The organism is Serratia sp. 2880STDY5682894, assembly GCF_001537385.1.
GTDB lineage: Bacteria > Pseudomonadota > Gammaproteobacteria > Enterobacterales > Enterobacteriaceae > Serratia > Serratia nevei.
In genome coordinates, this window is record NZ_FCJA01000012.1 from 48,330 (window position 1) to 73,379 (window position 25,050).

At 60.8% G+C, this 25,050-nt stretch carries 25 protein-coding genes; 16 read left to right on the forward strand and 9 right to left on the reverse strand.

Annotated elements, in window-relative coordinates:
• The first annotated feature begins 44 nt into the window (after positions 1 to 44).
• The 5 genes from cpxR (at position 45) to AWX27_RS21750 (ending at position 4,262) form a co-directional block, all read left to right on the forward strand.
• Positions 45 to 743, forward strand: coding sequence for an envelope stress response regulator transcription factor CpxR (gene cpxR / locus AWX27_RS21730; protein WP_004931124.1), 699 nt, complete (start codon positions 45 to 47; stop codon positions 741 to 743).
• Positions 740 to 2,134 (forward strand): envelope stress sensor histidine kinase CpxA, encoded by a 1,395-nt coding sequence (cpxA, locus tag AWX27_RS21735; protein ID WP_047729612.1) that lies wholly within the window; start codon positions 740 to 742, stop codon positions 2,132 to 2,134. Before cpxR ends, cpxA begins: the two co-directional genes overlap by 4 nt.
• A 43-nt stretch (positions 2,135 to 2,177) precedes the next feature.
• Complete coding sequence (gene trmL / locus AWX27_RS21740; RefSeq protein WP_004931130.1) at positions 2,178 to 2,651, forward strand: tRNA (uridine(34)/cytosine(34)/5-carboxymethylaminomethyluridine(34)-2'-O)-methyltransferase TrmL; 474 nt, start codon at positions 2,178 to 2,180, stop codon at positions 2,649 to 2,651.
• Positions 2,652 to 2,712: 61 nt separating this feature from the next.
• Positions 2,713 to 3,486, forward strand: coding sequence for a CHAD domain-containing protein (locus AWX27_RS21745; RefSeq protein ID WP_060424975.1), 774 nt, complete (start codon positions 2,713 to 2,715; stop codon positions 3,484 to 3,486).
• A 104-nt stretch (positions 3,487 to 3,590) separates the two neighbouring features.
• Positions 3,591 to 4,262 (forward strand): DUF3313 domain-containing protein, encoded by a 672-nt coding sequence (locus AWX27_RS21750; protein WP_060424978.1) that lies wholly within the window; start codon positions 3,591 to 3,593, stop codon positions 4,260 to 4,262.
• Positions 4,263 to 4,323: 61 nt separating this feature from the next.
• Here AWX27_RS21750 and cysE read toward each other — a convergent pair whose 3' ends face one another.
• The 5 genes from cysE to AWX27_RS21775 form a co-directional block, all read right to left on the reverse strand.
• Positions 4,324 to 5,145, reverse strand: coding sequence for a serine O-acetyltransferase (gene cysE, locus AWX27_RS21755; RefSeq protein WP_004931135.1), 822 nt, complete (start codon positions 5,143 to 5,145; stop codon positions 4,324 to 4,326).
• Positions 5,146 to 5,248: 103 nt separating this feature from the next.
• Positions 5,249 to 6,268, reverse strand: coding sequence for an NAD(P)H-dependent glycerol-3-phosphate dehydrogenase (gene gpsA / locus AWX27_RS21760; RefSeq protein WP_038872626.1), 1,020 nt, complete (start codon positions 6,266 to 6,268; stop codon positions 5,249 to 5,251).
• Positions 6,268 to 6,738: a protein-export chaperone SecB gene (gene secB / locus AWX27_RS21765; protein ID WP_025304678.1), complete on the reverse strand. Its 471-nt coding sequence runs from the start codon at positions 6,736 to 6,738 to the stop codon at positions 6,268 to 6,270. Before secB ends, gpsA begins: the two co-directional genes overlap by 1 nt.
• Positions 6,739 to 6,795: 57 nt before the next feature.
• Positions 6,796 to 7,044 carry a glutaredoxin 3 gene (gene grxC / locus AWX27_RS21770; RefSeq protein WP_004931142.1) on the reverse strand — a complete coding sequence of 83 codons (249 nt, stop codon included), beginning with the start codon at positions 7,042 to 7,044 and terminating at the stop codon, positions 6,796 to 6,798.
• 28 nt (positions 7,045 to 7,072) lie between these two features.
• The gene (locus AWX27_RS21775; RefSeq protein ID WP_038872623.1) at positions 7,073 to 7,507 is read right to left on the reverse strand and encodes a rhodanese-like domain-containing protein; all 435 of its coding nucleotides are present in this window, start codon (positions 7,505 to 7,507) and stop codon (positions 7,073 to 7,075) included.
• A 297-nt stretch (positions 7,508 to 7,804) separates the two neighbouring features.
• On the opposite strand from AWX27_RS21775, the gene gpmM reads away from it, so the two are divergent.
• From gpmM to AWX27_RS21790, 3 genes are read left to right on the forward strand one after another with little or no spacing between them, the layout of a single operon-like run.
• Positions 7,805 to 9,349: a 2,3-bisphosphoglycerate-independent phosphoglycerate mutase gene (gene gpmM, locus AWX27_RS21780; RefSeq protein WP_060424981.1), complete on the forward strand. Its 1,545-nt coding sequence runs from the start codon at positions 7,805 to 7,807 to the stop codon at positions 9,347 to 9,349.
• A 9-nt stretch (positions 9,350 to 9,358) separates the two neighbouring features.
• Positions 9,359 to 10,693: a murein hydrolase activator EnvC gene (envC, locus tag AWX27_RS21785; RefSeq protein WP_049201812.1), complete on the forward strand. Its 1,335-nt coding sequence runs from the start codon at positions 9,359 to 9,361 to the stop codon at positions 10,691 to 10,693.
• Between the two features lie 2 nt (positions 10,694 to 10,695).
• Positions 10,696 to 11,649 (forward strand): divergent polysaccharide deacetylase family protein, encoded by a 954-nt coding sequence (locus AWX27_RS21790; protein ID WP_060424982.1) that lies wholly within the window; start codon positions 10,696 to 10,698, stop codon positions 11,647 to 11,649.
• A gap of 41 nt (positions 11,650 to 11,690) precedes the next feature.
• Here the strand turns inward: AWX27_RS21790 and tdh are convergent, their stop codons facing one another.
• Both tdh and kbl read right to left on the reverse strand, forming a co-directional pair.
• Positions 11,691 to 12,716, reverse strand: a complete 1,026-nt coding sequence (tdh, locus tag AWX27_RS21795; RefSeq protein WP_025304682.1) for an L-threonine 3-dehydrogenase — start codon at positions 12,714 to 12,716, stop codon at positions 11,691 to 11,693.
• A 9-nt stretch (positions 12,717 to 12,725) separates the two neighbouring features.
• Positions 12,726 to 13,922 (reverse strand): glycine C-acetyltransferase, encoded by a 1,197-nt coding sequence (kbl, locus tag AWX27_RS21800; RefSeq protein WP_004931154.1) that lies wholly within the window; start codon positions 13,920 to 13,922, stop codon positions 12,726 to 12,728.
• 239 nt (positions 13,923 to 14,161) lie between these two features.
• Between kbl and rfaD the strand changes: the two genes are divergently transcribed.
• Genes rfaD through AWX27_RS21830 form a run of 6 tightly spaced genes read left to right on the forward strand, consistent with a single transcriptional unit; the run spans position 14,162 to position 20,535 of the window.
• Positions 14,162 to 15,091, forward strand: coding sequence for an ADP-glyceromanno-heptose 6-epimerase (gene rfaD / locus AWX27_RS21805; protein WP_060424984.1), 930 nt, complete (start codon positions 14,162 to 14,164; stop codon positions 15,089 to 15,091).
• Between the two features lie 22 nt (positions 15,092 to 15,113).
• On the forward strand, positions 15,114 to 16,160 hold the full coding sequence (gene rfaF / locus AWX27_RS21810) for an ADP-heptose--LPS heptosyltransferase RfaF (protein ID WP_060424986.1): 1,047 nt from the start codon (positions 15,114 to 15,116) through the stop codon (positions 16,158 to 16,160).
• 2 nt (positions 16,161 to 16,162) lie between these two features.
• Positions 16,163 to 17,128 carry a lipopolysaccharide heptosyltransferase RfaC gene (gene rfaC / locus AWX27_RS21815; protein ID WP_047729607.1) on the forward strand — a complete coding sequence of 322 codons (966 nt, stop codon included), beginning with the start codon at positions 16,163 to 16,165 and terminating at the stop codon, positions 17,126 to 17,128.
• Complete coding sequence (locus AWX27_RS21820) at positions 17,125 to 18,291, forward strand: glycosyltransferase (protein ID WP_060424988.1); 1,167 nt, start codon at positions 17,125 to 17,127, stop codon at positions 18,289 to 18,291. Before rfaC ends, AWX27_RS21820 begins: the two co-directional genes overlap by 4 nt.
• Before the next feature lie 28 nt (positions 18,292 to 18,319).
• The gene (locus tag AWX27_RS21825) at positions 18,320 to 19,561 is read left to right on the forward strand and encodes an O-antigen ligase family protein (RefSeq protein ID WP_060424990.1); all 1,242 of its coding nucleotides are present in this window, start codon (positions 18,320 to 18,322) and stop codon (positions 19,559 to 19,561) included.
• A complete protein-coding gene (locus AWX27_RS21830; protein ID WP_060424992.1) occupies positions 19,558 to 20,535 on the forward strand; it encodes a glycosyltransferase in 978 nt (325 codons plus the stop codon). Before AWX27_RS21825 ends, AWX27_RS21830 begins: the two co-directional genes overlap by 4 nt.
• A 36-nt stretch (positions 20,536 to 20,571) precedes the next feature.
• On the opposite strand, the gene AWX27_RS21835 is transcribed toward AWX27_RS21830, so the two are convergent.
• Together AWX27_RS21835 and AWX27_RS21840 are read right to left on the reverse strand one after the other, a co-directional pair.
• On the reverse strand, positions 20,572 to 21,666 hold the full coding sequence (locus AWX27_RS21835; protein ID WP_060424994.1) for a glycosyltransferase family 9 protein: 1,095 nt from the start codon (positions 21,664 to 21,666) through the stop codon (positions 20,572 to 20,574).
• Positions 21,667 to 21,674: 8 nt separating this feature from the next.
• Positions 21,675 to 22,631: a polysaccharide deacetylase family protein gene (locus tag AWX27_RS21840; protein ID WP_060424996.1), complete on the reverse strand. Its 957-nt coding sequence runs from the start codon at positions 22,629 to 22,631 to the stop codon at positions 21,675 to 21,677.
• 210 nt (positions 22,632 to 22,841) lie between these two features.
• On the opposite strand from AWX27_RS21840, the gene rfaQ reads away from it, so the two are divergent.
• Together rfaQ and AWX27_RS21850 are read left to right on the forward strand one after the other, a co-directional pair.
• On the forward strand, positions 22,842 to 23,924 hold the full coding sequence (rfaQ, locus tag AWX27_RS21845; RefSeq protein ID WP_060424998.1) for a putative lipopolysaccharide heptosyltransferase III: 1,083 nt from the start codon (positions 22,842 to 22,844) through the stop codon (positions 23,922 to 23,924).
• Positions 23,921 to 25,048 (forward strand): glycosyltransferase family 4 protein, encoded by a 1,128-nt coding sequence (locus tag AWX27_RS21850; RefSeq protein ID WP_049270058.1) that lies wholly within the window; start codon positions 23,921 to 23,923, stop codon positions 25,046 to 25,048. Before rfaQ ends, AWX27_RS21850 begins: the two co-directional genes overlap by 4 nt.
• Positions 25,049 to 25,050 lie beyond the last annotated feature (2 nt).

Sequence of the window (25,050 nt, forward strand, 5' to 3'; positions counted from 1 at the left end):
TGGCAACAGTTGATGACGTATTTTGCGTCTGGAGGTAAATCATAATGAACAAGATTCTGTTAGTTGACGACGACCGCGAGTTGACCTCGCTGTTAAAAGAACTGCTTGAAATGGAAGGTTTTAATATCGTCGTCGCGCACGATGGCGAGCAGGCGTTGTCGCTGCTGGACAGCTCCGTCGACCTGCTGCTGCTCGACATCATGATGCCGAAGAAAAACGGCATCGATACGTTGAAAGAACTGCGCCAACATCACCAGACGCCGGTCATCATGCTGACCGCGCGCGGCAGCGAACTGGACCGCGTGCTGGGCCTGGAGCTGGGCGCCGATGATTACCTGCCGAAACCCTTCAACGATCGCGAACTGGTCGCGCGCATTCGCGCCATTCTGCGCCGTTCCAACTGGAGCGAACAGCAGCAGCAGGTCGACAGCGGCGCCCCGACGCTGGATGTCGATGGCCTGCAGCTCAACCCCGGCCGCCAGGAGGCCAGCTTCGACGGTCAGGTACTGGATCTGACCGGCACCGAATTCACCCTGCTTTACCTGCTGGCGCAGCATCTCGGCCAGGTGGTGTCGCGCGAACTGCTGAGCCAGGAAGTGCTGGGCAAACGCCTGACCCCGTTCGATCGCGCCATCGACATGCACATTTCCAACCTGCGGCGTAAGCTGCCGGATCGCAAAGACGGGCATCCGTGGTTCAAAACCCTGCGCGGGCGGGGTTATTTGATGGTATCTGCAACATGATCAACAGTTTGACGGCACGCATCTTCGCCATTTTCTGGTTCACGTTAGCCCTGGTGCTAATGTTGGTGCTGATGGTGCCCAAGCTCGACTCCCGCCAAATGACCTCGCTGCTCGACAGCGAGCAGCGGCAGGGGTTGATGCTGGAACAGCACGTCGAGGCCGAGTTGCAAAACGATCCGGCCAACGATCTGATGTGGTGGCGCCGCCTGTTCCGCGCCATCGACAAATGGGCGCCGCCGGGCCAACGCCTGCTGCTGGTCACCAGCGAAGGCCGGGTGATCGGCGCGCAGCGCAATGAAATGCAGATCGTCCGCAACTTCATCGGCCAATCCGATAATTCAGATCATCCGAAGAAGAAAAAGTACGGTCGCGTCGAGCTGGTCGGGCCGTTCGCGGTGCGCGACGGCGAAGACAACTACCAGCTGTACCTGATCCGCCCCGCCAACAGCCCGCAATCCGATTTCATCAACCTGATGTTCGACCGGCCGCTGCTGCTGCTGATCGTCACCATGCTGATCAGCGCCCCGCTGCTGCTGTGGCTGGCCTGGAGCCTGGCGAAACCGGCACGCAAGCTGAAGAACGCCGCCGATGACGTGGCGCGTGGCAACCTGAAGCAGCATCCGGAACTGGAGGCCGGCCCGCAGGAGTTTCTGGCCACCGGCGCCAGCTTCAACCAGATGGTCAGCGCGCTGGAGCGCATGATGAACGCGCAGCAACGGCTGATCTCGGACATCTCGCACGAGCTGCGCACGCCGCTGACGCGCCTGCAGCTGGCCACCGCGTTGATGCGTCGCCGCCATGGTGAAGGCCACGAGCTGGCGCGCATCGAAACCGAAGCGCAGCGGCTGGATTCGATGATCAACGATCTGCTGGCGCTGTCGCGCGGGCAGCAAAAAGGCGAGCTGGCGCGCGAGCAGCTGAAGGCCAACGACCTGTGGGCCGACGTGCTGGACAATGCCCGTTTCGAAGCGGAACAGATGGGCAAGCAGTTGGAGATCACCGCGCCGCCCGGCCCGTGGACGCTGTTCGGCAACGCGAGTGCGCTGGATAGCGCGTTGGAAAACATCGTGCGCAATGCCCTGCGTTATTCGCACACCCGCATTGCCGTGGCGTTCAGCGCCGACAATCAGGGCGTGACCATCGAGGTTGACGACGACGGCCCCGGCGTCAGCGCCGAAGATCGCGAGCAGATCTTCCGTCCGTTCTACCGCACCGATGAAGCGCGCGACCGCGAATCCGGCGGCACCGGCCTCGGCTTGGCGATCGTCGAAGCGGCAGTCAACCAGCATCGCGGCTGGGTGAAGGCCGAAGACAGCCCGCTTGGCGGCCTGCGGCTGGTGCTGTGGCTGCCGCTGCATCATCAACGTCTGTCGACTAAGACAGAACAGTAAGAGTTTGCTATCCTGCGCCCCTCGTTCACGAGGGGCCTGCAACATGCTGAACATCGTTTTATTTGAACCCGAAATTCCACCCAACACCGGCAATATCATCCGCCTGTGTGCCAATACCGGCTTTAACCTGCACCTGATCGAACCGCTGGGATTCCCGTGGGACGACAAGCGCCTGCGCCGCGCCGGGTTGGACTATCATGAGTTCACCCGCGTCAGCCGCCATGCCGATTACGCTGCCTTTCTCGCCGCCGAAAACCCACAGCGGCTGTTTGCCCTGACCACCAAAGGCACGCCGGCGCACAGCGCCGTCAGCTATCAGGCCGGCGACTACCTGCTGTTCGGCCCGGAAACGCGCGGGTTGCCCGCCGACATCCTCGATGCGCTGCCTGCGCAGCAAAAAATCCGCATCCCGATGCAGGCGCAAAGCCGCAGCATGAACCTGTCGAATGCCGTATCGGTGGTGGTGTATGAGGCCTGGCGGCAGCTGGACTATGCCGGCGCGCTGATCAAGGCATAATCCGCGACGACGCGCCATACTGGAAGCATCATCGCTGCGATGTTCTTTCCAGGAACGGCACATGGCTTTCATCGAGGATATTGTCACCCAGCTTCGCCGCCTCGAGACGGCGCTGAACGAGGCGCTGCTGCGGCTGCAGCAGGCGCAAGACAGCGAAGCGCTGCACGACCTGCGCGTCTGTCTGCGCCGCATTCGCAGCCTGCTGCGCCCGTTGCGCGGCTGCCCCGGCGCAACGCGGCTCGATCGGGCCGCCGCCGAGTTGGGCAGGCTCACGACGCCGCTGCGCGATCTCGAGGTGCTGATCGCCGAACTGGCAAGCCATCGCCTCGATTGGCAGGCCAACGTGCGCCGGAGCGATCTTCAGGCTCGCTGCCGTCAACTGCTCGCCCATCCGCAGCTCATCGACTTTCCCTCGCTGTTGCACGCCTGGCCGCGCCGCTTCCGCCGCACCGCGCGACGCACCGCCAAATACCGCCTGAACCGGCGCCTGCAGCGCCAACAGCGGCAGCTGCGCCGGGCATTGGCCGATACCGGCTACGATCGCCACCATCTGCGGCTGCTGATAAAACGCCTGCGTTACGCCGCCGAAGCCTATCCGCAACGCCTTTCCCTCTCTGCCGAAGCGACGGCGGGCCTCAAAGCGGCGCAAAACGCCCTCGGCGACTGGCACGATCGGGAGGTCTGGTGCCTGCAGGCCGAGCATCAGGCGGATCTCTGGCCGTTGTTGCCCCTATGGCATGTTGAGCAACGCCAGGCGCTGGCCAGAGCGGATACCCTACTCGCCGCCTTATCACCGGCGCTGGCGGCGAAAACCGGCGGCGCATCACGATCCTGAAAAAAGGCCACGGCAGGGCACGCCCGGCCCCGAAAATGCCCGATGAGGCACAGATAATGCGCTATGTTTTGTAAGGGTAATCACCACTCATCATAGGAAACCATATGAAGAAACAACGCTTGAGCGTTGCCATGGCGGTTCTGGCAGCGGTCCTGTTGCTGGCGGGCTGTTCGTCCAAAGTCACCCAAACGTCTCAATATTCGGGCTTCTTGTCCGATTACAGCAAACTGCAGGAAACCACCTCGCCAAGCGGCCATAAAACGCTGCGCTGGATAGATCCAAACTACAAGGAATCCAACTACCGCGGCCTCTATTTCCAACCGGTGGTCTATTTCCCGGCGGAAAAACCGACCACGCGCGTCAGCCAGGACACGCTGAACAAAATCAAGGCGTATGCGACCCAGCGGATTAAAGCCGCGCTACAGAACCGCTTCACCATTCTGCCCAGCCCGGCAGGCTCACGTGTGTTAGTAGCCAAACTCGCCATCACCGCCGTTTCCGCCGAAAACGAAGACATGAAGTTCTATGAGGTGGTACCGGTCGCGGCGGTCGTTGCCAGCACCATGGCGGCGACCGGGCACCGGACGCAAAATACCGCGCTGTATATCGAAGGCGAGCTGATCGACCAAGACACCGGTAAAACGGTGATGGAAGTGGTACGCAAGGCTTACGGCAAAACCGTCAACAACGACAGCACGCCGGTCACGGCGGATGACGTCAAGGCGGCGATCGACGACATCGTTACCGATATCACCAACTTCCCGAAACAGGGCTGACCGCCGCCTGAAAAACACAGGGGGAGCCGAAGCTCCCCCTGAATGGCTGCGCAGACGGCACTCAAATGCCGTCGCCGTACTCAAAGCCGTGATTGGTGCCGTTGAAGTATTGGTCCATATCCATCGACGGCGTATCGCTCTCCGGCCGCCCGACGATGCGCGCCGGCACGCCGGCGGCGGTGGTGTGCGGCGGTATCGCCTGCAAGACCACCGATCCCGCGCCGATCTTCGCGCCCTTGCCCACCTCGATATTGCCGAGAATTTTGGCGCCGGCGCCAATCATCACCCCTTCGCGAATTTTCGGGTGACGGTCGCCGCTGGTTTTACCGGTACCGCCCAGAGTGACCGACTGCAGGATAGAGACGTTGTTCTCCACCACCGCCGTTTCACCGATCACGATGCCGGTGGCGTGGTCGAGCATGATGCCGCAGCCGATGGTCGCCGCCGGGTGGATGTCCACGCCGAAGGCGACGGAAATTTGATTTTGCAGGTAGATAGCCAGCGCTTGCCGCCCTTGCTGCCACAGCCAGTGACCGATACGGTAAGCCTGCAACGCATGGAACCCTTTCAGGTAAAGCAGCGGCGTGGAATATTTATCGACCGCCGGGTCGCGCAGCCGCACCGCAAGGATATCGCGCGCCGCCGAAACGATCATCTGGTTGTCGGACTTGTACGCCTCTTCCACCACCTCGCGCACCGCGATGGCGGGCATGATCGGCGTCGCCAGCTTGTTGGCCAGCATATAGCTGAGCGCGCTGCCCAGGTTCTCATGCTTGAGCAACGTCGCATGGAAAAAGCTGGCCAGCATCGGTTCACAATCAGCCAGTGCTCGCGCTTCTGATTTAATGCTGTTCCAGACCTGCTCCAACTCTTCTGACGACATCACATTCCCCTCTGCCTTGCCAAACGGGCCGCTTCACACGGTAGCGCGAAGCGGCCCAGGTCATTTGCGGGGTCAGCACGCTGCCCCGGCATATCGTTTTATGTCACGCGCTGGGTTTTTCGTCCTTTCGGGCTCGCCCCAGCAGGCTCAGCGCCGCTTCGCGGGCGTCTTTATGGCAGTAAAGCACCTGATAAATCTGTTCGGTGATCGGCATTTCCACGCCGTGCCGCTGCGCCAGCGCCAACACCTCTTTGGTATTGCGATAGCCCTCGACCACCTGGCCGATGCTGTCCTGCGCTTCCTGCACGCCTTTGCCCTGCCCCAGCATAATGCCGAAGCGGCGGTTGCGCGATTGGTTGTCCGTGCAGGTTAGCACCAGATCCCCCAGCCCCGCCATGCCCATGAACGTCGAAGGATCGGCGCCCAACGCAGAACCCAGACGGCTCATTTCCGCCAGCCCGCGTGTAATCAACGCGGTGCGGGCGTTGGCGCCGAAACCGATGCCGTCGGACATGCCGGCGCCGATGGCGATCACGTTCTTCACCGCGCCACCAAGCTGCACGCCGATGAAGTCGGGATTGCTATAGACACGGAAGCTCTTGCCGCAGTGCAGCAGCTGTTGCAGATCGTCGGCGAACTGCGCATCGGTCGCCGCCAGCGCGATCGCCGTCGGTAGGCCGGCGGCCAGCTCTTTGGCAAACGTCGGCCCGGAGAGCACCGCCAGCGGGATCGTCTCGCCCAACGCCTCACGCGCCACGTCCTGCAGCAACCGACCGGTTTCCGCTTCCAGCCCCTTGGTGGCCCACACGATACGGGCGTCCGGGCGCAGATGCGGCTTCAGCTGGCGCAGCACGTCGCCGAACACGTGGCTCGGCACCACCACCAGCACGTCGCGGCTGGCCGCCAGCGCACGCGCCAAATCGGCTTCAAGCAGCAGGGTATCGGGGAAGGGAACGTCGGGCAGAAACGCCTGATTGCAGCGATCTTGCTGCAACGTTTGAATTTGCGCGGGGTTGTGCCCCCACAGCACCACGGAGTGGCCGTTACGCGCCAGCGTAATGGCCAATGCGGTGCCGTACGAGCCGGCACCGATGACAGTCATTGAAGCATTGACGGTGTTCATCAGGCATCCTGATGTGGTGCGGCACCTTCGCCTTCCGCCTGCTGCTGCAGATAGTTCATGAACAGCGCGTCAAAGTTGACCGGTGCCAGGTTCAGCTGCGGGAATGTGCCGCGGGAAACCAGGCTGGTGATGCACTCGCGCGCATACGGGAACAGGATGTTCGGGCAGTATGCACCCAGGCAATGCGCCAGCTGCGTGCCTTCGATGCCTGCTACCGAGAAGATGCCCGCCTGTTGCACTTCGCACAGGAACGCAGTTTCTTCGCCCAGGCTCGCCGTCACGGTTACGCGCAGTACCACTTCATACACTTCGTCAGCCAGCTGGCTGGACGCGGTATCCAGATCAAGTTTAACTTCCGGCTGCCATTCCTGCTGGAAAACCTGCGGCGCGTTCGGCGCTTCGAAGGAGATGTCCTTGGTATAAATACGTTGGATCTGGAAAGCCATTTCGGTGCTGTTTTGTTCTGACATGTGAGTAATACCCTTGGTTAAACGTCCTTATTGACACTCGGTGAACCGGCAAGCTGCTTAAAGCAGCGGATCCAGGCCGCCGCGAGCATCGAGTTCATATAAATCATCGCAGCCGCCGATATGCCGGCCGTCGATGAAAATCTGCGGCACCGTGGTGCGCCCGCTGCGCTCGATCATCACTTCGCGCTTGGCGTTATCGCCGTCGATGGCGATCTCGTTAAACGCCGCGCCCTTGCTGTTCAACAGCGCCTTGGCGCGATGACAGAACGGACAGGTCGCTTTGGTGTAGATATCAATGTTAGCCATGGATTGCCACCTCAAATAGGTTAAACGGTTACTTACCGCGCACCAGCGGCAGGTTTTCTCCGCTCCAGCCGGAAATGCCGTCTTTCAGCATAGTCACCTTTTCAAAACCGGCCTTGCTCAGGTTCTCCGCCGGCTCGCGGGAGGCGGTGCCGTTGGCGCACACGACGATGATCGGCTGCGCTTTGTGTTTTTCCAGCTCGCCCAGGCTGCCGTTTTTGATTTCGCTGGCGGTCAGGTTGATGGCGTTGGCCAGGTGACCACGGCGGAAATCGTCGCGGCTGCGGGTGTCGACCACCACGGCTTCTTCTTTGTTGATCAGGCGAATAGCTTCACCGCGGGCGATCTCTTTAACCTTGGAGAAACGGCTTTTGAAGGTCATGACGATCACGGCGACCAGCAGAGCGATCCAAGCCAGGCTCAGAATAGGGTGTCTGCTTACGAATGGCATAATTTCTTGCAGCATGGGGTGTAACAACTCCCGTCAGTTAAGGGATAAATAAGTCAAGGTTCCAGAGTATACCTGCCGAGTGCGGCAAATACAGCCAATAAGCAAGCGCGATTGTAGAAACTGCGGGCTGCGCTGAGAAATTCCCGACGTCAGAGCATAAAAGCCCGCGCGATTCGCCGCAACCTTGATCTCTTTGGGCTATTTATCGCCGCCGGCGGTGTAAAATCAGCCGGTTTTTCGAGGGTGAATAGCCATGCCTGCGGCGGGCGCATGGCTATTCGCAGCTTAAAAAGTTCATAAGAGGTCAATGCAATGTCGAGCAACAAAAAACCGATGGTACTGGTGATCCTGGACGGTTACGGCCATCGTGAAGAGCGGCAGGACAACGCGATCCTGAACGCCGGCACCCCGGTGATGGATCGCCTGTGGCGGGAGCAGCCGCATACGCTGATCGCCGCTTCCGGGCTGGATGTCGGCCTGCCCGATGGGCAAATGGGCAACTCCGAAGTCGGCCACGTCAACCTGGGCGCCGGGCGCATCGTGTACCAGGATCTGACCCGACTGGACAAAGCGATCGCCGACGGCGACTTCTTCGCCAACCCGGTGCTGACCGCCGCCGTCGATAAGGCCGTAGCGGCCGACAAGGCGGTGCATATCATGGGCCTGCTGTCGCCGGGCGGCGTGCACAGCCACGACGAGCACATCCTGGCCATGATCAAGCTGGCCGCCCAACGCGGCGCCAAAGCCGTTTATCTGCATGCCTTCCTCGACGGGCGCGACACGCCGCCGCGCAGCGCCGAAGCCCCGCTGCAACGCTGCCGCGACGCTTTCGCCGCGCTGGGCGTCGGGCGCATCGCCTCGCTGATCGGCCGCTACTACGCGATGGACCGCGACAACCGCTGGGATCGCGTGCAGCTGGCCTATGACCTGCTGACCGCGGCCAAAGGCGACGCCGTGGCCGAGGATGCGATCGCCGGCCTGCAGGCCGCTTATCAGCGCGGGGAAAACGACGAGTTCGTCAGACCGACCGTGATCCGCGCCGCCGGTGAGGCCGATGCCGCAATGCAGGACGGCGACGCGTTGATCTTCATGAACTTCCGCGCCGACCGCGCGCGCCAGATCACCCGCGCCTTCGTGAACGCGGATTTCGACGGTTTCCCACGCGCCAAACAGGTGCAGTTCGGCGATTTCGTGATGCTGACCGAATACGCCGCCGACATCGCAACCGCCTGCGCCTATCCGCCGGCGTCGCTGGCCAACACCTTCGGCGAATGGCTGATGAAGCACGACAAAACCCAGCTGCGCATCTCGGAAACCGAAAAATACGCCCACGTCACCTTCTTCTATAACGGCGGCGTGGAAACGCCGTTCAAGGGCGAAGACCGCGTGCTGGTCAACTCGCCGAAGGTTGCCACCTACGATCTGCAGCCGGAGATGAGCGCCGCCGAGCTGACCGACAAGCTGCTGAGCGCCATCCGCAGCGGCAAATACGATGCCATTATCTGCAACTACCCGAACGGCGACATGGTAGGGCATACCGGCGTGTATGAAGCGGCGGTCAAAGCGGTGGAAACGCTGGACGCCTGCATCGCCCAGGTGGTTGATGCAGTGCGCGACGTCGACGGCCAGCTGCTGATCACCGCCGATCACGGCAACGCCGAGCAGATGCGCGATCCGGCCACCGGCCAGGCGCACACCGCCCACACCAGCCTGCCGGTGCCATTGATTTACGTCGGCAAACCGGCGCGGGCGGTCGAAGGCGGCAAGCTTTCGGACATCGCGCCAACCCTGTTAACGCTGATGGGAATGGAAATCCCGCAAGAGATGACTGGTAAGCCGCTGTTCATCGTGGAATAATCCTTCTCCATGAGGGAGAAGGCGTTTTTTGCACTATCAAGGGTAACCCGAAGCGCAAACGCAGGCAGCCGACCGCTGCCTGAACGCACCGCGCCAAGGACGTTCACCGCCATGTGCGCCAGCGTATTTTGCGCTGGCGTCTTGCTGTTGCCGCTCGCCGGCCAGGCGGCGGAAGACAATAAATCCCAGCTGAAAGACATCCAGCAGAGCATCGCCGAGAAAGAAAAAGCGGTGAAGCAGCAGCAACAGCAGCGCAGCTCGCTGCAGGATCAGCTGCGTCAGCAGGAAAAAACCATCGCCCAGGCCAGCCGCCAGTTGCGCGACACCCAGGGCACGCTCACCCAACTGGGCAAAGACATTTCCGGCCTGAACGCCTCGATAGCCAAACTGCAAAAGCAGCAATCGACCCAACAAAACCTCCTCGCCAAACAGCTCGACGCCGCCTTCCGGCAAGGGCAGCACAGCGCCGTGCAGCTGATCCTCAGCGGTGAAGAAAGCCAGCGCAGCGAACGTATTCTGGCCTATTTCGGCTATCTGAACGAAGCGCGTCAGAAAACCATCGAAGAGCTGAAGCAGACCCGCGCCGAGCTGGCGAAGCAAAAAACCACGCTGGTGGCCAAACAGGGCCAGCAAAAATCCTTACTGGGCGAGCAACAGACGCAGCAGCAGAAGCTGGAGCAGGCGCGTGGCGCCCGCAAGAAAACGCTGACCGCGCTGGAAGCCTCGCTGGAAAAAGACCAACAACGCCTGGTGGAACTGCGCCAGAACGAAGCCCGCATGCGCGACAAGATCGCTCGGGCGGAGCGCGAAGCCCGTGCGCGCGCCGAACGCGAAGCGCGTGAAGCGGCCAAGGTGCGCGAACAGGTGCGCATCAAGGAGCAGCAGGCGAAGAAAACCGGCACGACCTACAAACCTAGCGAAGCCGATCGCTCGCTGATGGCGCGAACCGGCGGCCTCGGTCGTCCGGCCGGCCAGCTGATGTGGCCGGTGCGCGGCCGCACGCTGCACGGCTTTGGCGAACAGCAGCAGGGCGAGCTACGCTGGAAAGGCATGGTGATCGAAGCCCGCGAAGGCAGCGAAGTGAAAGCCGTCGCCGATGGCCGCGTGCTGCTGGCCGACTGGCTGCAAGGCTATGGCCTGATGGTGGTGGTCGAACACGGTAAAGGCGACATGAGCGTGTACGGCTACAACCAAAGCGCGTTGGTCAACGTCGGGGCGCAGGTGCGCGCCGGCCAGCCGATCGCTCTGGTCGGCACCAGCGGCGGCCAGGGAACGCCGTCGCTCTATTTCGAAATCCGTCGTCAGGGACAGGCGGTTAACCCACTGCCGTGGTTGGGAAGATAGATTTGCGCTATGTCAAAACCCGAACAGCTCTGTTAATAGGCTGTCTGCTGCAGGTTTACGCTGCGCAGGCAGGAAAACTCTCCATCGTCATCGATGACGTGGGCTACCGCCCTCACGAAGAAAACGCGGTGCTGCAAATGCCGACGGCGATCTCGGTCGCGGTGTTGCCCAACGCGCCGCATGCCCGCCTGATGGCCACCCGCGCCCACAGCCAGGGCCGCGAAGTCTTGATCCACATGCCGATGGCGCCGCTCAGCAAGCAGCCGCTGGAGCGCGATACCCTGCAGCCTTCCATGAGCAGCGACGAGATCCAGCGCATCATCCGCAATGCGGTGAACAACGTGCCCTACGCGGTCGGCATGAACAACCACATGGGCAGCGCCATGACCTCCAGCCTGCCGGGCATGCAGAAAGTGATGCAGGCGCTCGAAAGCTACCGCCTGTACTTCCTCGACAGCATGACCATCGGCAGCAGCCAGGCGACCCGCGCCGCGGCCGGCACCGGCGTGAAAGTGATCAAACGCAAGGTGTTTCTCGACGATACCGCGAACGAAGCCGACATCCGCCGCCAGTTCAACCGCGCGGTCGAATTGGCGCGGCGCAACGGCTCCGCCATCGCCATTGGCCACCCGCGCCCGGCGACGGTAAAGGTGCTGCAGCAGATGCTGCCGTCGCTGCCCGCCGATATCGTGCTGGTCAAGCCGAGTGCGCTGCTGAACGAACCGCAGGGCAACGCTGGCGGCAGCTACGTCCCGCCGCCGGTCAAACCGCAAAAACCGCAGCCGAAGAACCCGTTCAGCGGCGGCATCAAGCAGTGCAAGGTCAAACCGCCGAAGGAAAAAACCAACGCCGGCACCGCGCTGGGCGTCATCGCCGACAGCATCGCCAACTCGCCGCCGGTGATCTTCATCAAGCGTCATTGGCAGCACTGGACGCAAGCCAAACCGCAAGCATAAAAAAAGGGCCGGAATTCCGGCCCTTTTCACGTTTGCCAAGATCAATCCCAGCTCAGCACCACTTTACCCGACTTGCCGGAGCGCATGGCGTCGAAGCCCTGCTGGAACTCGTCGATCGAGAAGCGGTGGGTGATGATCGGGGTCAAATCCAACCCGGACTGGATCAGCGCCGCCATCTTGTACCAGGTTTCGAACATTTCGCGGCCGTAAATCCCTTTGATAAACAGCCCTTTGAAGATGACCTGGTTCCAGTCGATCGACATGTCCGAAGGCGGAATGCCTAACATGGCGATACGCCCACCGTGGTTCATCGCATTGAGCAGCGTGCGGAACGCCGGCGGCGCGCCGGACATTTCCAGACCGACGTCGAACCCTTCGGTCATGCCCAGCTCGGCCATCACGTCGTTGAGGTTTTCCTTGCTGACGTTCACCGCGCGGGTCACGCCCATCTTGCGCGCCAGTTCCAGACGGTATTCGTTAACGTCGGTGATCACCACATGGCGGGCGCCGACGTGTTTGCACACCGCCGCCGCCATGATGCCGATCGGGCCGGCGCCGGAGACCAGCACGTCTTCACCGACCAGATCGAACGACAGCGCGGTGTGCACCGCATTGCCGAACGGATCGAAGATCGAAGCCAGTTCGTCGGAGATGTTATCCGGGATCTTGAAGGCGTTGAACGCCGGGATCACCAGGTATTCCGCGAAGCTGCCCGGACGGTTCACGCCCACGCCGACGGTGTTGCGGCACAGGTGCGTGCGGCCGCCGCGGCAGTTGCGGCAGTGGCCGCAGGTGATATGGCCTTCGCCGGACACGCGATCGCCGATGCTGAAACCTTTGACTTCCTGACCGATCGCCACCACTTCGCCCACGTATTCATGGCCGACCACCATCGGAACCGGAATGGTTTTTTGCGACCACTCGTCCCAGTTGTAGATATGCACATCGGTGCCGCAGATCGCGGTTTTGCGGATTTTGATCATGATGTCGTTGTGGCCCAGCTCCGGCTGAGGCACGTCGGTCATCCAAATCCCTTCTTCCGCTTTCAGTTTTGACAGTGCTTTCATGGTTTTACCTTATGCAATAACGCCAAGATCCTTACCGATACGTGTAAACGCCGCCACTGCGCGTTCGATTTGCTCCGGGGTGTGGTCGGCGGACATCTGGGTGCGGATGCGCGCCTGGCCTTTCGGCACCACCGGATAGAAGAAACCGGTCACATAGATGCCTTCCTTGAGCAACGCATTGGCGAATTCCTGCGCCAGCTTCGCCTCACCCAGCATGACCGGGATGATGGCGTGATCGGCGCCGGCCAATGTGAAGCCGGCGGCGGTCATTTTTTCGCGGAACAGACGCGCGTTAGCCCACAGGCGATCGCGCAGGGCGTCGCCCTCTTCAAGCAGTTCCAGCACTTTGATCGACGCGGCGACGATCGCCGGCGCCAGCGAGTTGGAGAACAGGTACGGGCGCGAACGCTGGCGCAGCCACTCCACCACTTCTTTCTTGGCGGCGGTGTAGCCGCCGGAAGCGCCGCCCAGCGCTTTGCCTAACGTACCGGTAATGATATCGACGCGGCCCATCACTTCGCAGTATTCATGGGTGCCACGCCCGTTGGCGCCGACAAAGCCCACCGCGTGGGAGTCATCCACCATCACCAGAGCCTGATACTCGTCCGCCAGATCGCAGACCCCTTTCAGGTTGGCGATCACGCCGTCCATCGAGAATACGCCGTCGGTGGCGATCAGGATGTGACGCGCGCCGTCGGCTTTGGCCTGCTTCAGCTGTGCGGCCAGCTCGGTCATGTCGTTATTGGCGTAGCGATAGCGCTTGGCCTTGCACAGGCGCACGCCGTCGATGATCGACGCGTGGTTCAGCGCATCGGAGATAATGGCGTCTTCCGGGCCCAGCAGGGTTTCGAACAGCCCGCCGTTGGCGTCGAAGCAGGAGGAGTACAGGATCGCGTCTTCCATGCCCAAGAAAGCCGCCAGTTTCTGTTCCAGCTGCTTGTGGCTGTCCTGGGTGCCGCAGATGAAGCGCACCGACGCCATGCCGAAACCGTGGCTGTCCATTCCCGACTTGGCGGCGGCGATCAGCGCCGGATGATTGGCCAAACCCAGGTAGTTATTGGCGCAGAAGTTGATCACATGGCTGCCGTCGGCAACGGCGATATCCGCCTGTTGCGCGGAGGTGATGATGCGTTCTTCCTTGAACAGCCCTTCACTGCGAGTGGCGGCAAGCTGTTGTTCCAACTGCTGATAAAAAGACGCTGACATTCGGTTATCTCCAGGATTGGGCTATTTGCGGCATATTTTACTGATTTGTAACCAAACTGACGAGAATGCGCGGGAGAGAATATTAAAATTGCAGCAGATATCACGGCAAAAGGCGGGCTTCAATGGCAATGCGGGATATTCGGAGCCCTTCCGCTGTTTGCCGCGGCATGAAATGCTATGATAACCGCCATTGAGCGTGGGGCATTGTGCTCCACCAGCAGCTTAGCAGGGGTAACCCAATGATTATCGTCACAGGCGGCGCCGGCATGATCGGCAGCAACATCATTAAGGCACTGAACGACAAGGGATATCGCGATATCCTGGTGGTGGATAACCTGAAAGACGGCACCAAGTTCGTCAACCTGGTCGATCTGGACATCGCCGACTATATCGATAAAGAAGACTTTATTGCCAGCATCATGGCCGGCGACGATCTGGGCGATATCGAAGCGGTCTTCCACGAAGGCGCCTGCTCCGCGACCACCGAGTGGGACGGCAAGTACATGATGGACAATAACTATCAGTACTCCAAAGACCTGCTGCACTACTGCCTGGATCGCGAAATCCCGTTCCTGTACGCCTCCTCCGCCGCCACTTACGGCGGCCGCGAAGAGTTCATCGAAGAGCGGGAGTATGAAGCGCCGCTCAACGTGTACGGCTACTCCAAATTCCTGTTCGACCAGTACGTGCGCGAGATCCTGCCGGAAGCGGACTCGCAGATCTGCGGCTTCCGCTACTTCAACGTTTACGGCCCGCGCGAAGGCCACAAAGGCAGCATGGCCAGCGTCGCCTTCCACCTGAATACCCAGCTCAACCGCGGCGAAAACCCGAAGCTGTTCGCCGGCAGCGAAAACTTCAAGCGTGACTTCATCTACGTCGGCGACGTAGCGGCGGTTAACCTGTGGTTCTGGGAAACCGGCAAATCCGGCATCTTCAACTGCGGCACCGGCCGGGCGGAAACCTTCCAGGCGGTGGCCGACGCGGTGGTGGACTTCCACCAGAAGGGCGCGGTGGAATACATCGAGTTCCCGGAGAAGCTGAAGGGCCGCTATCAGGCTTACACCCAGGCCGATCTGACCAAGCTGCGCGCCGCCGGCTACGACGCACCGTTCAAAACGGTCGCCGAAGGCGTGAAAGAGTACATGACCTGGTTGAACCGCACCGCATAAGCTGAAGGAATTAACGCTGGGTATGAAAATACTGGTTATCGGCCCTTCTTGGGTTGGCGACATGATGATGTCGCAAAGTCTCTATCGCACCCTGAAGGCCGAATACCCGTCGGCGGAGATCGATGTGATGGCGCCGGCCTGGTGCCGCCCGCTGCTGGCGCGCATGCCGGAAGTCAATCAGGCGCTGGCGATGCCGCTGGGCCACGGCGCGCTGGGGCTCGGCGAGCGTCGCCGCCTGGGGCGGGCCCTGCGCGCCAACCGTTACGATCGCGCTTACGTTCTACCCAACTCGTTCAAATCCGCGCTGGTGCCTTTCTTTGCCGATATCCCGCAGCGTACCGGCTGGCGGGGTGAAATGCGTTACGGCCTGCTGAACGACGTCCGCGTGCTCGACAAGGCGGCCTTCCCGCTGATGGTGCAGCGCTACGTGGCGCTGGCCTATGATAAAGGCCGCATTCAGCGCGCCGACGATCTGCCGCAGCCGCTGCTGTGGCCGCAGCTGCAGGTGAGCGACGAAGAAATCGCCGACACCACCGCAGCGTTCAACCTGACCGGCAGCCGACCGATCGTCGGCTTCTGCCCGGGCGCAGAGTTCGGCCCCGCCAAACGCTGGCCGCACTATCACTACGCGACACTGGCTCAGCGGCTGATCGAGAGCGGCTATCAAATAGCGCTGTTCGGTTCGGCGAAAGACCACGAGGCCGGCGAACAGATCCGCGCCGCGCTGCAGGAAGACGCGCGCGATTTCTGCCTTAACCTGGCCGGAAAAACCCAGCTGGAGCAGGCGGTGATCCTGATCGCGGCCTGCCGGGCAGTGGTCAGCAACGACTCGGGCTTAATGCACGTTGCCGCAGCGTTGAACAAACCGCTGATAGCCTTGTACGGCCCAAGCAGCCCCGACTTCACGCCGCCGCTCTCCGACAAGGCGCGGGTCATTCGCTTGATCAGCGGCTACCACAAGGTGCGTAAGGGCGATGCCGAGCAGGGGTACCACCAAAGTTTGATCGATATTCAGCCGCAGCAAGTGTTGGACGCGCTGACGCCGTTACTTGTCGCCAGCGAGGAATAGTCATGCAGGTGTTAATCGTAAAAACCTCCTCGATGGGGGACGTGCTGCATACGCTGCCCGCCCTGACCGACGCGCTGCAGGCCATTCCCGATATCCGCTTCGACTGGGTAGTGGAAGAAGGCTTCAGCCAAATCCCCACCTGGCACCCGGCGGTGGATCGCGTGATCCCGGTGGCCATTCGCCGCTGGCGCAAGAACTGGTTCGGCAACGACACCCGGCAACAGCGCTGCGACTTCAAGCGCGCGCTGCAAGAACGCCGTTACGACGTGGTGATCGACGCTCAGGGCCTGATCAAAAGCGCCGCGCTGATCACGCGCATCGCCAAAGGCAACAAACATGGCCCGGACTGCAAGAGCGCGCGCGAGCCGTTCGCCAGCTGGTTCTACAACGTGCGCCATGAGATAGACAAACAGCAGCACGCGGTGGAACGCACGCGTGAGCTGTTCGCCAAAAGCCTCGGTTACGACAAACCGGGCAGCTACGGCGATTACGCCATCGCCGCGCGCTTTCTCAGCCGCCCGCCGGCCGATGCCGGGCAGTATTTGGTGTTTCTGCACGCGACGACGCGTGACGACAAGCACTGGCCGGAGCAGAACTGGCGCGAGCTGATCGCGCTGACGGCCGACAGCGGGCTGAAGATCAAACTGCCGTGGGGCGCAGAGCATGAACATCAGCGCGCGCTGCGGTTGGCGGAAGGTTTTTCACATGTCGAAGTGCTGCCGAAGCTCAGCCTGCAGCAGGTGGCCGAGGTGCTGGCCGGCGCCAAGGGCGTGGTCTCGGTCGACACCGGGCTCAGCCATTTGACCGCCGCGCTCGACAAACCCAACATCACGCTGTTCGGGCCGACCGATCCCGGCCTGATCGGCGGCTACGGGCAAAATCAGCACTCGCTGATTTCGCCGGAAAAAAGCATGGCGACAATCGACGCCGATACGGCATGGCAGGCGTTGCAAAAGGTTATAGCATGAAAAAACTGCATATTATCAACCTGGGTAAAATGGGCGGCGTCGAACGCCTGTTCCTGCAGTACATCAACGATACCACCGACGGCAGCAACCAGGTCTTGTGCATCAGCGGCGACATTGGCGAAGAGATCCGCCGCCAACTGCCTGCGCATCAGCCCGTCACCTTCGCCAACCGCCTGATCAATGCGCTGCCGTTACGCTGCCCGCAGTTCCTGCGCAAATTTTTGCTGAAGTGGAAAATCGAGCGGGCGAACGCCGACGTGGTGATCGTCTGGGACCTGGTGCCGGGGCTGGCGGCCAAACCCAAACGCGGCAAACTGGTTTACTACGATCACGGCTGCTCCTGGCGTTACCCCAAGAATAAAAAGACGCTGAGTTTCTTCGCCATGCTGGACGGCGTCATTTCCGCCTCGCACGCGTCGAAGCGGGTGATGGAGCTGCGTTTTAATCTGCCTTGCCCAAATCACGTGGTGATCAACCGCATCAAGACGCCGGCGGGGATCGACTCTGCGCCGAAAACGCTGTCGCAGCCGGTCAGGATCGGCACCGCTTCACGCCTGGTCAGCCTGAAAGGCATCAGCGTTTCATTATTGATGATGCAGGAACTGCTGCGGCGCGGGCATGACGTCACGCTGGAAGTGGCCGGCAAAGGGCCGGATCGCGCGGCGTTCGAGGCGCTGGCGGCCCGGCTTCAGCTCGGCGACCGCGTCACCTTCAGCGGTTATCAGGATGACGTCGCCGGCTTCTTCAATCGCACGCACATCTACATGAGCACGCCGATCACCGAGCCGTTCGGCTTGTCCTGCATGGAATCGCTCTATTTCGGCGTGCCGGTCATTTTCCCGCAGGTTGACGGCCAGCCGGAAGCGGTCAAGGACGGCGTCTGCGGCATTGGCCTGACGCCCTCGGTCACCGTCGAACAACACCGGCAGCTCACCAATATCGAGGTCGACTTCCCGCATGAGGTCTACGATCCGTTGACCGACAGCCTGGTCGCGCCCAAGCTGCTGTCGCATCTCGACTGTGCGGATGCGGTTGAGAAATTGCTGGCGCGCGAAACCTACCAGACTCTGAGCCGAAATGCGCAGCGCTATCCTGCGGAACATTTCAACTATGCTCAGTTCAAAGCTGAGTTCGACGACACGCTGCGATCCTTTATCGCTTAATTGAAACGTGAGCCGGAAAACACGCCCGATGCTAAAACACAGAACGCCGCACCCTGCCTTCAGCTATCTGATCTATCTGGGGTGCGCCATCGCTTTTTGCACCATCCCTTTCGGTTCCGCGACCGGACGCAATCTGTTTTACGTTTCCAGCTACATCGCCTTTATCGCCGTTTGCCTGTACCCGCGCTACTACTTCAGCAACGCGAGAAATCTGCTGCTGCCCGCGCTGATGTTCAGCGTGGGCATGGGAACCATCCTCTGGATGCATCACTTCAAACAGCCGGGTGAGTACATCAATATTTATCGCTCTTATATGTCGACCGGCAAACTGCAGCTCGCGACCGCCTTCATCTTGCTGATCGCACTCAATGAGCGGTTGTGCGTGCAGCGCCTGCTGATCGTTGTAGCTCTCGCCACCGGCCTGGCGATCAACGGTTATTCCCTCTATCAGGGGCTGCGTCTGGATATTCCTCGCGTAGAGCTCAACTTCGATCGCGCCACGGTCGCCGCCTACCTGATGACCGCCATCGATCTGGTCATGATGCAAGCCATCCTGATGCTGCGCACCCGCTACCGCCTGGTGTTGTACATTGCGGCATTCCTGCTGTCCTTCTCTGCACTGGTGCTCACCGGCACGCGCGCGGCCATGTTGGTCTACCCGGTAGCGGTCTGCCTGTCGCTGCTGGCGACCAAGCAGCTGGTTTCCAGGAAACACAAACTCGCGTTGGTGGCCTCGGTACCGCTGCTGCTCGTAGCCTGCGGCCTGGTGTTTAAACCGCAGATAGAAGAACGCATTCAGGCCTTTGAGACCGATATGCGTCTGATGGATCAGCCACAGACTGAAAACTCGATCATTTCACGGCTGTCGATGCAAACGCTGGCATGGCGCACCGGTTCACAAGCCCCTTGGGGCCAATCCGCCGAACAGCGCGGCGAAGAGATCCGTGCAATGGTCGCACAGCAACCTCGCCTGTCTGGCGTCATGCCCTACATCAACGTCCACCTGCACAACGAGCTGCTGGAAACCTACTCGCTCAAGGGCGTCTGGGGCGTACTGCTGCTACTGGCGCTCTATGTCTGTCTGTTCTTCTCTTCGTTCCGGCCACAGCGCAACGCGCTGCTGCTGAGCGTTAGCGTCAGCCTGTTCGTTTACGGCCTGAGCGACGTCATCTTCTTCAGCACGGAAGGCACCGTCATATTCTGCCTGGCGCTGATCGCCGCCGTTCTTTCCGTCCCGAAACAGCCCCCTGTTCAGGAGCCCACCCCGTGAATCCTCAGGAGCCGCTGCTCAGCGTTATCGTGCCGTTTTATAATAATGAAGCGTTCGTTATCGCTGCGCTGGATTCGTTATTTGCGCAGATTAGCGACGATATTGAGGTGGTGATCATCGATGATGGCTCCACCGACGCCTCCGGCGCGCTGGTCAGCCAATATCTGGCGCAGCGGCGGCACCCGCGCGTGGTCTTTACTTCACAGCCCAACGGCGGCATTGCGCACGCCCGCAATGTCGGCTTACGGCTGGCCACCGGCCGCTATCTCACCTTCCTCGACGGCGACGATCTGCTGAGCGACGACTATCTGGCAATCCTGCGGCCCCTGCTTACCGCCGGTGAAGATGACCTGATCGACTTTAATTATCAGAAGTTCACCGAGCATCCGCCGACGCCGGATAACCGCGCGGCGCAGCCCGTAGCCTACGACTTTTCACAGTTGGGGCTCGGCTGCCTGCAACCGCTGTTCGCACGCTCGATGTGGCATCTCTGGAGCCGCGTGTATAAACGCACGCTGCTGGAAGGGGAAACGTTCGAAGACGGCAGACGCTATGAAGACGTGATTTTCACGCCTTTTCAGTATTTCAAAACCCGCCGCATCGCCCATCTGGACTGCGAGCTCTATTTCTATCGGGATAACAGCCAAGGCATCACTCGCAATATCAAACCCAAAGATATTGAAGATCTGCTGTTCGCCATGGAGAAGATGCTGCGTTTTGTGGCGCAGCATCCCGGGGATGAGCCACTGCGCCGGTTGGCCGCCCTGATGCTGGCCAACTGCTTTTCCGAGGTGAAAAGCATGTCGAAGGCGGTGTACGGCTATTATCATTACGCGCCGGCAACGCTGCACATCCTGCGCCGCGCCGCCGATATCTGCCGCAACAGCGACGTGCCGCGCAAAAAAGTCCGCCAGATGCGCTATGCGCGAGTGGATACCTTTCTTTCGAAGCTGCGCGGGCGCAAGCCGCACTAACCGCATCGGCCGGGCGGCCGATGCGTCGTCGCTCCCTCAGCGCGCTAAAGGCACGTGCGCGACCAGCTCCTCATAAATCCGCTGCGGCTGGATGACCCCCATCGGGCTTTCTGCCTCCAGCGGCATCGTATAGCCGGTACGCGACACCTGAATGATGCGGTGCAGTTCAGCATCCTGAATCGGGCCGGTGGAGCGTGAGTCGGCGGTCACGAACAGGCTGATGGTTTTCACCTTCAGCGCCACCGCCAGATGCAGCGGCCCGGTATCGCCGGTGACCAGAACATGGAAACTGTCGATCAACGTCAGCAAGCCTTGCAGCCCCGTTTTACCGATCTGGTTATCCACGCAGGCCTGCGTTTGCGGGCCGATCAGGCTCATAAACTGTTTGGCCTTGCCGTCGTCGAACGGTGCGCCAATCAGCACGATGCGCACATTGGGGTGCTTCGCCACCAGCTCATCGGCCAGCCGCGCATAGTGCGAAACCGGCCAGCAACGCGATTCTGTTGACGCCCCCAGCTGAAAACCGATGGTGGGATGCTCGCTGCTTTTGACGCCGCGCTGATAATCCACGGGAATTTCCATCGTCGGATCGTCGCTGCGGCAGCCTAAGATGGAAATCAGCTCCAGTTTGCGGCGTACAAAGTGGCCGTAATAATGGAAGATATAGTTGGTCAGCCAAGGCTCCAGCCCGCAAATGCCCGAGCTGTAGTTATCCCTGATAATGTACTTCGCCCCGGCCAGTACGGCGCTGATGATGTCATAAGGCAGGTGGGAGTGCAGAATCAGCGCCAAATCCGGCTGATGTTCGCGCAGCGATTTCAGCAATGGGCGTATCGTCTTGATCTTGCTGTCCCAATACACCACGCGATCGTAATAACGGCCGTTTTCCACCAGCTCGCGGTTTTTCTTGTGCACCACCAGCGTGATGTGCGCATTGGGGTAGCGTTCCCTCATCGCCCTCAATGCCGGCGTGTTGAACATGAAGTCGCCCAACGCCGTGGTGGAATAGATGACGATATTGTCAAACTGCTGGGCGCCGTCGAACGTCGCCTTGTCCTGAAAACGGCCGTACTTCGCCGTATAGCGCCGCAAGAACCAGTCGGCAACCTTGATTTTCCATTTCTTCGACATGTGCGTGCTTAGTTCGCTTTAAGTTGATAATACTCGGCCAGCGTCATGCCCACCGTACGCTGCTGCAGCCAGTCAAACAGCTGCTCCAGATCGCGGTACAGCCCTTCGATATCCTGCTCGGTTTTGAACGTCGGGCTGCCGCCCGGCATAAATTCGGAGGAGTGCAGCATAAATTCGACGTAGTCATGCCCCTGCGCCAGCGACGCCTCAGCCACGCTTATCATCTTGGCCACGTTGCCGCCACTCGGCCGCAGCCAGTTGACGGACGGCGAACGCCGCTTGCCGCGCAGCCGGTCATAACCTTGCTTGAACGCGTTCATCAGCGCCGAGTGCTTGTACTGAATGCTCATCGGCACTTCCAGCAGCGACGAAGCGCCCGGCCTGGCGATATTCTGCGGATCGATGAAATAGGCCTGCGACGGGAACCGACTATAGTCCGTACCGCCGTTACCCTGCGGGTTGCCCGGCGAAAACTGCCAGTTGACCCGCGGCGTCACCGAACAGTCCACCTGATAGCCGTATTCCAGCAGCAGCGAGGCATAATATTCGTTGAACGCCCAGCGGCCGGCGCGATGGCTGAGCATTTTGGTCTGGAAGGCATCTTCCAGCAGCTTGGTCATGTGATCGACCTTGGCGCGGATCTGATCGGCGGGATACTCGATCAAATAAGGCTTGTGGCGCCAGTCGTCGTCGGTGAGCGGCGTCAGCGGCGGGCTGTTCCAGGCGTGCAGGTGCATGCCCACTTCTCCCGCGCCGCGGGCGATCACGTCGCGCGCGAACTCGACGTAAGCCGGATCCATCGCCATTTCATAGTTGGTGAGATAAACCGGTTTGAAGGCGTATTTTTCGCATAATGCCTGAAAGCGCGGCAAGAAACGCGTGTTTTCGGTCGAGATGCGATCGTGGTTTTGCCACAGATTATCGCCTTCGGTATCAATGGTGATGAGAAACGCCGGTTTAGTCATGAATATCGAGCCTGATATCAACAGAATGCACTATGTTACGCAGGCCGTTTCGCCAGGGCAAACGACTTTGCTGCCTGGTTTGGACAACGTTGAAGCGCATTCGTCCCCGGCCCGACGATTTTTTTGCGGCCCGGCAAGAAAACCTTGCAACAGTAGCCACATGCGATCGGGTCATTTAGAATCAAAGATTGGTTTCCCAGAAAGCGACTCATGATGAACGACGCGCCTGCCCCAACTTCCGCCCCATCCGTACAGCGTATTTTGATCATAAAACTGCGCCATCACGGCGATATGCTGCTGGTCACGCCGGTCATCAGCAGCCTGCGGCAAAACTACCCGCAGGTGCAGATCGATGTGCTGCTGTATCAGGAAACGCAGGAGATGCTGGCCAGCAATCCGGAACTGTCGACGCTGTTCGCCATCGACCGCCAATGGAAAAAACAGGGCACCCGCGCGCATCTGGGGCACGAGCTGGCGCTGCTGCGCCGCCTGAAGGCGCAGCGCTACGATCTGGTGGTCAACCTGGCCGATCAGTGGCGCAGCGCCATTATCACGCGCCTGACCGGCGCGCGCATCCGTCTGGGCTTCGATTTCCCCAAACGCCGCGGCTTCCTGTGGCGCCACTGCCACACGCAGCTGGTGCCGGTCGACAATCACGCCCACCTGCATACCGTCGAACAAAATCTCTCGCTGCTGGCGCCGCTGAACCTGCCCGCGCTCAGTGATCATGTGACCATGAGTTACGATCCGCAGGATTGGCAGGCCTGTGAGCAACGGTTGCAGAAACAGGGCGTCGCCGGCAGTTATATTGTGGTGCAGCCCACCTCGCGCTGGTTCTTCAAATGCTGGAGCGAAGAGAAAATGGCCGCCACCCTCGCCGCCTTGCAGGCCGATGGCCATCAGTTGGTGATCACCTCCGGCCCCGACGCCAGAGAACAAGCCATGGTAGAACGCATTTTGGCGCTCTGCCCGCCGCAGGGCGTGATCTCGTTGGCCGGCCAGCTGACGCTGCGCCAGCTGGCCGCCCTGATCGACCACGCCAAGCTGTTTATCGGCGTGGATTCGGTGCCGATGCACATGGCCGCCGCGCTGCAAACGCCGTGTGTGGCGCTGTTCGGCCCTTCCAAGCTGACTTTCTGGCGGCCATGGCAGGCTACCGGCGCCGTGATCTGGGCCGGCGACTTCGGCGAACTGCCCGATCCGGACGCCATTGATACCGGCACCGACGAACGGTATCTCGACCTTATTCCTACAGACGCGGTGATTGCAGCCGCGCGGAGCACGCTGGCATGAAAGCATTTCGTTTGGCGATCGTTCGCCAAAAATACCGCCCGGACGGCGGGGCCGAACGTTTCGTTTCCCGCGCCCTGGAGGCGCTGGAGCAACAGGATCTCGATCTGAACGTCATCACCCGCGAATGGCAGGGTGACGCCAATCCCAACTGGCATATCCACCTGTGCAACCCGTTAAAACTCGGCCGCATCAGCCGCGAGCGAGGCTTCGCCGTGGCAGCCAGGGCGCTGTGGCAGAAAGAGCGTTTCGATCTGGTGCAAAGCCACGAGCGCATTCCCGGCTGCGACATCTACCGCGCCGGCGACGGCGTACACCGCCGCTGGTTGCTGCAGCGTGCGCGTCTGCTGCCGGAATGGCGCCGCAAATGGCTGTTCTCCAATCGCTATCACCGCTATGTGATGTGCGCCGAGCGCGCCATGTACGCCGCGCCGGAGCTGAAAGCCGTCATCTGCAACGCCGAGATGATCAAGCAGGAAATCATCGCCGACTTTGGCGTGCCCGCCGACAAAATCACGGTGATCTATAACGCCATCGACAATCAAAAATTCCCGCCCGCCGACGAGGCCCTGCGCCAACGTCTGCGCGAGCAGTATCAGATCCCACAACGGGCGCACTGCCTGATCTTCGTCGGCTCCGGTTTCGAACGCAAAGGGCTGGCCGCCGCCATCCGCGCCGTGGCGGCGACCGATAGCCATCTGTTGGTGGTCGGCAAAGACAAGGCCGAAAAACGCTACCGGGCGCTGGCACAGTCGCTGGGCTGCGGCGAGCGGGTTCACTTTATGGGCGTTCAGAAGCAGACTTTGCCGTTCTATCAGGCTGCGGACGCGCTGCTCCTGCCGACGCTGTACGATCCGTTCCCGAATGTGATTCTGGAAGCGATGTCGTGCGGCCTGCCGGTTATCACCAGCACCACCTGCGGCGGCGCCGAGTTTATCACCCCCGGCCAGAACGGCTTCGTGACCGACGCGCTCGACGTACCGGCCATCACGGAGGCCATTCGGGCGCTGCCGCGCCAGGCGCTGGGATCATCCATGGGCGAAGCGGCGAGATTGCGCATTATGACGGCTACGCCGGCGCATCTGTCCGAACAGCTGATTTCCCTCTATAACCGGTTACTGGATTAGCT

Bases quoted from the DNA above. Each gene is read 5' to 3' on its own strand.
- AWX27_RS21745 (WP_060424975.1), top strand. From the start codon at position 2,713: ATGGCTTTCATCGAGGATATTGTCACCCAGCTTCGCCGCCTCGAGACG.
- AWX27_RS21775 (WP_038872623.1), bottom strand. From the start codon at position 7,507: ATGCTGCAAGAAATTATGCCATTCGTAAGCAGACACCCTATTCTGAGC.
- kbl (WP_004931154.1), bottom strand. From the start codon at position 13,922: ATGTCAGCGTCTTTTTATCAGCAGTTGGAACAACAGCTTGCCGCCACT.
- AWX27_RS21750 (WP_060424978.1), top strand. From the start codon at position 3,591: ATGAAGAAACAACGCTTGAGCGTTGCCATGGCGGTTCTGGCAGCGGTC.
- cysE (WP_004931135.1), bottom strand. From the start codon at position 5,145: ATGTCGTCAGAAGAGTTGGAGCAGGTCTGGAACAGCATTAAATCAGAA.
- rfaD (WP_060424984.1), top strand. From the start codon at position 14,162: ATGATTATCGTCACAGGCGGCGCCGGCATGATCGGCAGCAACATCATT.
- secB (WP_025304678.1), bottom strand. From the start codon at position 6,738: ATGTCAGAACAAAACAGCACCGAAATGGCTTTCCAGATCCAACGTATT.
- cpxA (WP_047729612.1), top strand. From the start codon at position 740: ATGATCAACAGTTTGACGGCACGCATCTTCGCCATTTTCTGGTTCACG.
- cpxR (WP_004931124.1), top strand. From the start codon at position 45: ATGAACAAGATTCTGTTAGTTGACGACGACCGCGAGTTGACCTCGCTG.
- trmL (WP_004931130.1), top strand. From the start codon at position 2,178: ATGCTGAACATCGTTTTATTTGAACCCGAAATTCCACCCAACACCGGC.
- rfaC (WP_047729607.1), top strand. From the start codon at position 16,163: ATGCAGGTGTTAATCGTAAAAACCTCCTCGATGGGGGACGTGCTGCAT.
- gpmM (WP_060424981.1), top strand. From the start codon at position 7,805: ATGTCGAGCAACAAAAAACCGATGGTACTGGTGATCCTGGACGGTTAC.
- AWX27_RS21820 (WP_060424988.1), top strand. From the start codon at position 17,125: ATGAAAAAACTGCATATTATCAACCTGGGTAAAATGGGCGGCGTCGAA.
- rfaQ (WP_060424998.1), top strand. From the start codon at position 22,842: ATGATGAACGACGCGCCTGCCCCAACTTCCGCCCCATCCGTACAGCGT.
- AWX27_RS21840 (WP_060424996.1), bottom strand. From the start codon at position 22,631: ATGACTAAACCGGCGTTTCTCATCACCATTGATACCGAAGGCGATAAT.
- AWX27_RS21825 (WP_060424990.1), top strand. From the start codon at position 18,320: ATGCTAAAACACAGAACGCCGCACCCTGCCTTCAGCTATCTGATCTAT.
- AWX27_RS21850 (WP_049270058.1), top strand. From the start codon at position 23,921: ATGAAAGCATTTCGTTTGGCGATCGTTCGCCAAAAATACCGCCCGGAC.
- rfaF (WP_060424986.1), top strand. From the start codon at position 15,114: ATGAAAATACTGGTTATCGGCCCTTCTTGGGTTGGCGACATGATGATG.
- grxC (WP_004931142.1), bottom strand. From the start codon at position 7,044: ATGGCTAACATTGATATCTACACCAAAGCGACCTGTCCGTTCTGTCAT.
- AWX27_RS21835 (WP_060424994.1), bottom strand. From the start codon at position 21,666: ATGTCGAAGAAATGGAAAATCAAGGTTGCCGACTGGTTCTTGCGGCGC.
- tdh (WP_025304682.1), bottom strand. From the start codon at position 12,716: ATGAAAGCACTGTCAAAACTGAAAGCGGAAGAAGGGATTTGGATGACC.
- envC (WP_049201812.1), top strand. From the start codon at position 9,359: ATGAGGGAGAAGGCGTTTTTTGCACTATCAAGGGTAACCCGAAGCGCA.
- gpsA (WP_038872626.1), bottom strand. From the start codon at position 6,268: ATGAACACCGTCAATGCTTCAATGACTGTCATCGGTGCCGGCTCGTAC.